Annotated in this window: 10 protein-coding genes and 1 pseudogene; 4 read left to right on the top strand and 7 right to left on the bottom strand. The window is 61.6% G+C overall.

Annotation, left to right across the window (positions count from 1 at the left end):
* Positions 1-66: 66 nt before the first annotated feature.
* The 5 genes from RFN28_RS24760 to RFN28_RS24740 all read right to left on the bottom strand — a co-directional run bounded on the left by RFN28_RS24760 (position 67) and on the right by RFN28_RS24740 (position 3,445).
* Complete coding sequence (locus RFN28_RS24760; protein WP_320289801.1) at positions 67-504, bottom strand: MATE family efflux transporter; 438 nt, start codon at positions 502-504, stop codon at positions 67-69.
* Between the two features lie 572 nt (positions 505-1,076).
* Positions 1,077-2,219 (bottom strand): cysteine desulfurase family protein, encoded by a 1,143-nt coding sequence (locus RFN28_RS24755; RefSeq protein WP_320289800.1) that lies wholly within the window; start codon positions 2,217-2,219, stop codon positions 1,077-1,079.
* A 4-nt stretch (positions 2,220-2,223) separates the two neighbouring features.
* Positions 2,224-2,577: a DsrE/DsrF/TusD sulfur relay family protein gene (locus tag RFN28_RS24750; RefSeq protein ID WP_320289799.1), complete on the bottom strand. Its 354-nt coding sequence runs from the start codon at positions 2,575-2,577 to the stop codon at positions 2,224-2,226.
* Positions 2,578-2,652: 75 nt separating this feature from the next.
* Entirely contained in the window at positions 2,653-3,015 is a 363-nt protein-coding gene (locus RFN28_RS24745; RefSeq protein ID WP_320289798.1) for an SHOCT domain-containing protein, read from the bottom strand.
* A 124-nt stretch (positions 3,016-3,139) separates the two neighbouring features.
* Entirely contained in the window at positions 3,140-3,445 is a 306-nt protein-coding gene (locus RFN28_RS24740; protein ID WP_320289797.1) for an SHOCT domain-containing protein, read from the bottom strand.
* Between the two features lie 416 nt (positions 3,446-3,861).
* Here RFN28_RS24740 and RFN28_RS24735 point away from each other — a divergent pair.
* From RFN28_RS24735 to RFN28_RS24725, 3 genes and pseudogenes are all read left to right on the top strand, one after another.
* Positions 3,862-4,704, top strand: a pseudogene (locus RFN28_RS24735) (FAD-binding oxidoreductase); the annotation flags it as partial.
* Positions 4,705-4,992: 288 nt separating this feature from the next.
* On the top strand, positions 4,993-5,385 hold the full coding sequence (locus RFN28_RS34925) for a methyltransferase domain-containing protein (RefSeq protein WP_430678792.1): 393 nt from the start codon (positions 4,993-4,995) through the stop codon (positions 5,383-5,385).
* Positions 5,270-5,665: a methyltransferase domain-containing protein gene (locus tag RFN28_RS24725; RefSeq protein ID WP_320289795.1), complete on the top strand. Its 396-nt coding sequence runs from the start codon at positions 5,270-5,272 to the stop codon at positions 5,663-5,665. Before RFN28_RS34925 ends, RFN28_RS24725 begins: the two co-directional genes overlap by 116 nt.
* A 164-nt stretch (positions 5,666-5,829) precedes the next feature.
* Here RFN28_RS24725 and RFN28_RS24720 read toward each other — a convergent pair whose 3' ends face one another.
* Together RFN28_RS24720 and RFN28_RS24715 are read right to left on the bottom strand one after the other, a co-directional pair.
* Positions 5,830-6,117: a hypothetical protein gene (locus tag RFN28_RS24720; protein ID WP_320289794.1), complete on the bottom strand. Its 288-nt coding sequence runs from the start codon at positions 6,115-6,117 to the stop codon at positions 5,830-5,832.
* Between the two features lie 48 nt (positions 6,118-6,165).
* On the bottom strand, positions 6,166-7,719 hold the full coding sequence (locus RFN28_RS24715; protein ID WP_320289793.1) for a winged helix-turn-helix domain-containing protein: 1,554 nt from the start codon (positions 7,717-7,719) through the stop codon (positions 6,166-6,168).
* A gap of 128 nt (positions 7,720-7,847) precedes the next feature.
* Here RFN28_RS24715 and RFN28_RS24710 point away from each other — a divergent pair, with 128 nt between their 5' ends.
* Complete coding sequence (locus tag RFN28_RS24710) at positions 7,848-8,309, top strand: cupin domain-containing protein (protein WP_320289792.1); 462 nt, start codon at positions 7,848-7,850, stop codon at positions 8,307-8,309.
* Positions 8,310-8,318 lie beyond the last annotated feature (9 nt).

The raw sequence follows: 8,318 nt of genomic DNA, 5'->3' as shown, positions 1-8,318 counted from the left end.
ATCCGCAAGCAACCGGGCCTCGCGCGCAGCATCGAACTGCTCGTCGAACCCGACAGCCTACCCAGGCTACAACCCATCGAAACCGTCAAATCCTCTGTGCAGAGGTACTAGCGCCATCGGCGAGGAAAGCAGGCGGATGGACAGATATGTCGACATCGCCTCGGCAACATCCAGCGAGGGCTGCATGAACAGCAGTCCTGCCCCTTTAATGATCTGAGATGCGGCGATGAGTAGTATCCCAAGCACCAATGCGATGACGATCGCGCGCCAGAACACCGCCTGCTGCTCACCAATGTCATCCTGTCCGAATGCCTGAGCAACCAGTCCCGAAGTGCCAGTCCGCAAGAAATTGAACGAGGCAAAAACGAAACCGAAGATGGTGGTGCCTATAGCAAGACCACCGATCATGGTCGCATTGCCAAACTGCCCGACCACAGCGATGTCAACGATGCCTAGCAAGGGTGTGCTCAACGACGCGAAGGCCGTCGGAACCGAAATAGCCATGACCATTCGGTTTGTTACCTCGAAAGGTCGAACTCCCTTGCTTATTTGAAGCTCAGCCACGGTCGCACGACCCTAGGTTCATTTGGCTCTTAGCGTACCATCTCCACCCGGGTCTACTCAGGGTCTTTTTTCCGCCCTGCCTTCTGCGATCGACCGTTCCTTTTCGCGAAAAGCCCAACTAAAGCGACAGTTTTGCGACCGAATTTTATGGTGTCGCAAAACGGGTATTCCGCGAAATTGAACGCGCGGAATGCTTCACGAAGAAATTTCCGGTAAGATCAACCGCTGAACAGCAATGCTGCAAGCGAATTCGGCGTCAATATCCGCCTGGATCCCACATTTCGGTTAGGGGCTGGGCCCTTCACCGGATGATGGATTCACTTAGCGACCCATGCCAGATTTTCAGCGCTTATCTGAACAGGCAAGCTGTCTCAGTCAGCTTTTCGCGTCCACGATGCCTGATTTTCCGGCGTTCACCGCGATGGAGCGAATGTGAGGCTGATTGGCCGCCGCTCGAGCGAGAGAAGTTCGCTGTGGCAGACGAAAACTTGCCTGATCCGTTGCAGCACGGATCAGGCGCTGTTGGAGCGAACCGGAGCGATCAATCTTGCCTCGAGCCGATCGACGACGGTATCGATTTCCGCCTCGGTGGTTGCCCTGCCGAGACTGAAGCGCACAGCACCCATACCGACCTTCTCCGGTACGCCCATCGCGGCGAGCACGGGCGAGAGTTCGATACGACCCGTATGGCACGCCGAACCGGTCGATGCCGCGACCCCCTCGAGTGCTGTCAGCACATCGGCACCGAACATGCCGACAAACGAGACGTTGAGGGTGTTGGGCAAGCGATGTTCGAGGTGGCCGTTCAACACGACGCGATCGCCAAAGCGATTCTGTAGAGCGCGCAAGAAGCGATCGCGCAGAGCCTGGACGCGTTCCATCGGCGCGTGGTCCTGTGCCAGGCCGCAGGCCGCGCCGAGACCGACGGCGAGCAGTGCGCTCTCGGTGCCGGCGCGCCGGCCTTGCTCGTGGCCGGCACCGTGGATCAGGGGTTCCAACTCGACACCGCGGCGGACATAGAGCGCACCCACACCCTTCGGCGCGTAGAGCTTATGACCGGCAATCGTGAGCAGATCGACCCCGAGCGCGTCGACCCTGGTGGGAATTTTACCGACAGATTGTGCGGCGTCCGTGTGAACACGGATGCCGTGTTCCCGGGCAATGGCGCTGATCTCCTCGATCGGCTGGATCGTGCCGACCTCGTTGTTGGCGTGCATGACGCTGATCAGGACGGTGCGCGAGGTGATCGCGCGGCGCACGTCTTCGGGATCGACGCGGCAGGTCGGGTCGACGGGCAGATAGGTGACCGTTGCACCGAGTCGCTCGAGAAACCTGCAGGGCGCGAGAACAGCGGGATGCTCGACCACGCTCGTGATGATGTGCTCGCCCCTCTCCCTGAGCGCGAAGAACGTGCCCTTGATGGCAAGGTTGTTGGCCTCGCTGCCGCCGCTGGTGAACACGATCTCGTCGGGCGCCGAGCCGATCAACGCGGCGACCTGACCGCGGGCGTGCTCCAGTGCGGCCTTTGCCGGCGTGCTCGCCCAGTGGTCGCTGGAGGGATTGCCAAAGGCTTCGTTGAGGAACGGTTGCATTGCCGCTGCTACCGCCGGATCGATCGGCGTGCTGGCGTTGTAGTCGAGATAGATCTGAGCCATCGGATCAGAACACCAGCACTTTGTCGGCGGCGATGGTGGCGGCCGCGAGTTCGTTCATCGTGCTGCGCTTTGCCCCAGCCATGATGTCGGCTTCAGTCAGGCCGCGCGCGTCCATGCAAGTGCCGCACAGCAAGATCTGCCCCTTGCCGGCAACTACCCCCTTCAGCATGCGCTCGACATTGTAGTAGCCGTCGGGGGTTTTTTGGCCGGCCTTCGCAGCCACCACCGCATCGGCCATGAGGAACACGGTAACAGTGGTCGTTGGCTCTCTCTTGGTGAGAGCGAGAGCGAGGCGCAGGCCATTGTAGCAGTGCTCGGTGCCGTACGGCGGATCATTCAGGATCAGCAGGATCTGCATGGACATCCTTTCTTCTCTGACCGTCTTTCGGCCAGCAGGCGACCTCCGCACCCTCCAACCGCAGATCGAGACAGCCTATTCGCCGAAAACGCGACGCCGCTCCTCGAACTCGTCCTTGTCGATCTCGCCGCGCGCAAAGCGCTCCTTGAGGATGTCGAACGGCTGCGACCCGGCGACGTTTGTTGAGGTGTCGCCGTCCCCGGCCACGGCCCGCCCGCCCAGCGAACGAAAAGGACCACCACAGCGATCAGCACCGCAAGAAAGAAGATCATGAACAACGGGCCGAAAATCATCGCCCACCCGCCTCCGCCCCACCATCATGCCCGGACCATAGGCGTATCTGTCGACGTCCGAGGGCGTCTGCGCGAATGCCGTGCAGGGCGCGAGGGCCAGCGCAGCACTCGCCGGGACCAAAATCGGAATCAGAACCCTTTGCATTGGCGATCTCCATGATGAATCAGCATTGGGTGGCCCGCGCGGCTGTGAAGATCGTCGCGTGCCCGTCCGACAATCGGCTTGCGTGCCATGGCGGCGCTCGTCGCGCCGATGGCAACGACGGCGGCTAGCGCTGTTGCGCGGGTTGCTTCGTCCGCGTCGGGACCGGTTTCGCCGCGACCGGTGCCGCCTCCGGCTGGTCGACTTTCGGGGGTGACGCGCGCTCCGAGATCAGCTGCTTCTTTTCCAGGTATTCGTCCTTGTCGATCTCGCCGCGGGCGAAGCGCTCGTCGAGAATGTCAAGGGCGGCCGCGGCAGGGCGGGGATCATCGTGAGACTTGGCCTGCGAGCCGGCGTCTTGCTTTACGCCACGGGAGCCGCCGCACCCGCAGTGCGCGTGATGTTTCGTGACAGATTCGTCAGCGTGATCCATCGACTACCTCCTTTGCTGCCGGCGAAGCGGCCCTTGTCGCGCAACTCTTGCACCCAATCGCGTCACTGCCGTTGATCGAAGTCAAACAATGATTGCCGAAATGTCGTGACGGTGCACCGGGCGGCTGGAGCCGCCGATCGCTTGGCGCAGTAGCCGCAGCGGTCGCAATGTCTTGGCGGCTGCTCCGTCTCGTCGTTGAATGCGCAACCGGTGGCAAGACCATACAGCTTTCCCGGCACGACTCGCGTCACATCTTGGAAAGGCGCTCGCACCATACTTCCTTGCGCCGCTGCGTTTTCTGCAACCCATGCGGCGCCAGCCGGATAGGGGCGGGCATTTAGTTACATCGCCGCTGCCAATGCTCGCGAACACGGATTGCGGCTCTTCCTCCGCCTTCGAATTGAGCGGCACCGAGGGCGCTGCGAGGCGGCGGTGGCAATTTCGGTGTCGTTACCGCCTTCGAGTTCCAGTTGCACGAGGTCGGCCCGCAAGTGTTTTCAGGGCTCGTCGTTCATCCGTTTGAGAATGCCAAGGCGGTCCTGCAGGAATACCGAAAGGCGCTCGAAACCGCGCCTGACGAAATGACCTGCTGGGTCGTCATGCGACAGGCGCCGCCGCTTCCGTTCCTGCCCGCCGAGTGGCATGGTAAGGAAGTGCTGGTGCTGGCCATGTGCTATTGCGGAAAGGTGGAAGACGGCGAAGCGGCCACCTCGGCGCTACGTGCAATCGGAACGCCGATTGCCGACGTCGTCGGCCCGAATCCATTCGTGGGCTGGCAACAGGCGTTCGATCCACTGCTTGCGCCCGGTGCCCGCAACTACTGGAAGAGCCATGATTTCATCGAGCTTTCCGATGCAGCGCTCGACATCGTTATCGGCGCTATCGGCAAGCTTCCAGGCCCCGAATGCGAGATCTTCATCGGGTATGTGGGCGGCGCCGCCGGCCGCATCGCCGCGGATGCAACGGCGTTTCCACAAAGAAGTTCGCATTTTGTCATGAATGTGCACGCTCGCTGGCGCGAGCCGGACATGGACGGCGTATGCCGGGATTGGGCGCGTGGGCTGTATGAAGCGGCCAAGCCTCACGCCGCCGGCACGGCTTACGTAAATTTCATGCCCGAGGACGAGGCGGATCGTGTCGAACTCGGTTATGGCGGCAACTATCAGCGACTTTTAGAGATAAAACAGCGTTACGACCCGCTGAACTTGTTTCGTATGAACCAGAATCTGCGACCGGGTATAGGTCGGCGGGCTGCGTAGGGCTGGCCAGAAGGGTGCGAACCAGCCTAGCCATCGGTTGTTTGGCGTTTTGGCAATCTCTGGGCCTGCATCCCTTCCGCGAAGGCAAGAGGCTACGGAGAGAATGATCTCATTGCCGGCGTCGAGATTTCCGGCGCCGGGCGGGGATACTCAGCTCTGATCGGGAGGGCGAACTATGCCTATCACATCAATGGAGGCGGCCGTGACCACATCAGTTGCATTCGATCCGAGCGAGCTGGAAACCAAGGTTAAGGCAATGTACCGCAGCGTCGCCGAAAACCTTTCGAGATGGGGCGGGCGCTGGCTGAGCGCATCGGCTATCCAGCCGCCGATCTCGACCGCATTCCGGCCGAGGCGATCGAATCTTTCGCCGGGGTCGGCTACCACTTCCATCTTTCCGACCCGAAGCCGGGCGAGACCGTCGTCGATCTCGGCAGCGGAGCCGGCATGGATACGTTCGTTGCCGCCCTCAAGGTCGGGCCGCGCGGCACCGTGGTCGGCATCGACATGACGGTTAAGCAGCGGGGAGGCGGAGCGGCTGCGCGACCGCGACGGCTTCCACAACGTGACCTATGTAGGCGCCTATATAGAGAACGTGCCCCTGCCCGACGCTTCGGCCGACATTGTCATCAGCAACGGGGTGATCAACCTGGCGACCGACAAGAGCGCCGTTTTCCATGAAGCGTCACGCCTGCTTAAATCCGGGGGCCGGCTGGCCATTTCCGATATCGTCACCGAAGTGCAGCTGCCCGAAACCATCGTCTGCAACTCGACCTTTTGGGCGGCCTGCATCGGTGGCGCGGCGCAGCAGGACAGCTATCGTTCGCAGATCATGGCAGCCGGATTGAACATCGCTAAGGTCCAGCAGAATCCGGCCTACCAGTTCATCTCCGACAACGCCCGCAACGCCAGCAGGACGTTCGGCGTGAAGAGCATCTCCCTGCTAGCCTTCAAGCCTTGAACGAAAAGCAGCCTCTGTGGTGAGGGGGTATGAAGAGCCGCGGTTTAGCCGTGTCAGCGCCTGTGCGTCGGCGTGCATTCGTCCCGGTTTGCTTGATCGCCAATGGGAGCGTGTCGAAATGGAAAGCGACATCTCACTCGGGCACCCAACAACGCCTCTCCGATTTAGCCCGCGGCCAAAACGTCATGAAAATTGGCTTGCGGTTGCCCACCGGCTTCCCGGATCAGGCGGCGGGCCACCGGTTCGCCTCCGCCGTCGATCATAGCTTGCAGGTCCTCACGCGAGCGCCAAACCGTGATGATCGCCACGTGATTTGGTGATCGCTGTACCAGAAAGCTTTGCTGAATCGAGGGAGGCAATCCGCTCTCGATCACGCTCTTATAGGCCGCGATCAACGCCGGAATCTGCTCTGATGCAACATCGCCCTCAACGATGCTAATGACCATTCCCATGACGCGAAATCTACCAAGCCTTTGTGCCGCGTCAATCTCTTGCGTGCGCTACTCCGGCAGCCCGGCAACATGCAGCGCATCGCCAAGGCATTGCGCGAGCGCAGGGTCGCAGTTGACGGCCGCCAACTGCCGCCCGTAGCGGAACGTTGGATGCAGCTCCCGGACCCGCACCGCGGCCGCCCTCGCTTCTTCCAGCCGGCCGAGCTTGGCCAGGGCGGCGGCCAATTGCACATAGGTGATGCTGTGCGCGGGATTGGCGTGAACGGACCTGTAGGCGGCGCGGCAGGCTTCATCGTAACGGCCGCGCAGCAGATGACTCATCGCCTGCGCATCGAATGCGGCAAAAGTCCACGGGTCGAATGGGCTGAGCCGCATCCCCCGCTCGCTCCACTCGATGGCCCGCTCCGCTTCTCCGCTCCAGCCGAGAATGACGCTTCCCAGTATGTAGGTCAGGGCGGATGACGGACTGATGGCGAGCGCAGCTTCCAGTGCGGTGAAGGCGGCCTTGCGGTCGTGTCCATCCATGCCGATAGAAAACCCCGCAAAGGTCAGTGCCGAGGCATCATCCTGTCCGTGGAGGATGGCGGAGCGGGCATGGCGTATCGAGGCGGCACGGTTGGCTTCCTGCAGGCCGGCGCGAAGAAAGAGGCAATGGTGGCACATCGCGGCATTGCCGTGCGCCAGCGCATAGGCCGGATCGAGTTCGATGGCACGTTCCAGCAGCACGAGCGCTTTCATAACCCTCTCGGGCATCCCGGAATCCACGTCCGATTGAGCCCGCAGCACCAGATCGTAGGCATCGAGACTGTCGGGCCGATTGCGCTTCACCCTGTCGATTTCGGCACGCCGCAGGCTCGGCGCGATTGCACCGACAGCCGACAGGGCAATCTCATCCTGCAGAGCGAAGATATCGCCGGAGCTGCGGTCAAACCGCTCGGCCCATACGTGGGCGCCGGTCGATGCATCGATCATCTGTCCGGTAACGCGCACGCGGCCGCCGGCTCTGCGCACGCTACCTTCGAGCACATAGCGCACGCCAAGCTCGCGGCCGACCTGCTTCACGTCCACCGCGCGACCCTTGTAGGTGAAGGTCGAATTGCGCGCGATGACGAGCAGCCAGTTGATGCGCGCCAGACCGGTGATGATGTCGTCGACTATGCCGTCGGCGAAATAATCCTGGTCAGGATCGCCGCTAAGGTTCGAGAACGGCAAAACCGCGATCGAAGCCTTGCCGGGCAATATCGGCGTTGGCTTGGCCAGGACCTCGGCTGCCGGATCAAGACCATCGACTGCGGCGGCCGGCCCGACATAGCGATAGCCATGTCGGGGCCGCGTCTCTATCCAGCATGCGCCGCCGGCAAGGTTTTCGAGAACCCGGCGCACCGCAGCAATCTGGACCGTCAAGTTGCTGTCCTCGATGGCTTGCCCGGGCCATGCCGCCTCGATCAGCGCCTCCTTGGAAACAAGCTTGCCCGTCCGCTCCACAAGCAGGGCAAGCAGTGCGACGGCTCGCTGACCGAGCGGTGTCGGCTCGGCGCCGTGGAATAGAATCCCGGCACCGGTGTCAAGGCGAAATGGGCCAAAGACGAGGCTAGTTGCCATTTCCGAAGGAGATACCGTTTGCGATTTTTTCGCAATCATTTCGGAACGGCTTCACGACTGCCAGGCATGGCGGGGGCATTCTGTGCAGGTGTCTGCGGAAAGCAGCATCCGAGCCGATGGAGGATCAAATGAGCGCCGCCCCAATCATACGCATGCCTGACGAGAACAAGGGTGTTATGTTGCGCGGTCATCCGCTGGTCTTTCTCGTCACCGGCAAAGACACGAAGTACACGAGCACGTTCGACTGGACGATCCCGCCCGGGTTCGCCACCGGCCTCCATGTTCATCGCGTGCAGGAGGAAACCTTCTACGTGCTTGAGGGCGAATGCGTCTGGCACGTCGGCGAAAAGACGATCCATGCGACCCCTGGTACCTACCTGTTCATTCCGCCGGGCGTGCAGCACAACATAACCAATGTTGCCGAAAAGCCGGCGCATGTGCTGATGACTGTCTCTCCGCCCGGGCATGAGCACTATTTCGAAGAACTTGCCAGGCTGGCCGCGCGCGGCGCTCCGGATCCGAAGGCGCTTGCCGACCTGCGGAACCGCTACGACACCGATCAGATCTCTGCCCTAACAACAAACGAATAGGCTCGATTG

The sequence above is a fragment of the Mesorhizobium album genome, from assembly GCF_033977205.1.
Lineage (GTDB): Bacteria > Pseudomonadota > Alphaproteobacteria > Rhizobiales > Rhizobiaceae > Mesorhizobium > Mesorhizobium album.
This window is presented reverse-complemented; position numbering and strand designations above follow the sequence as displayed.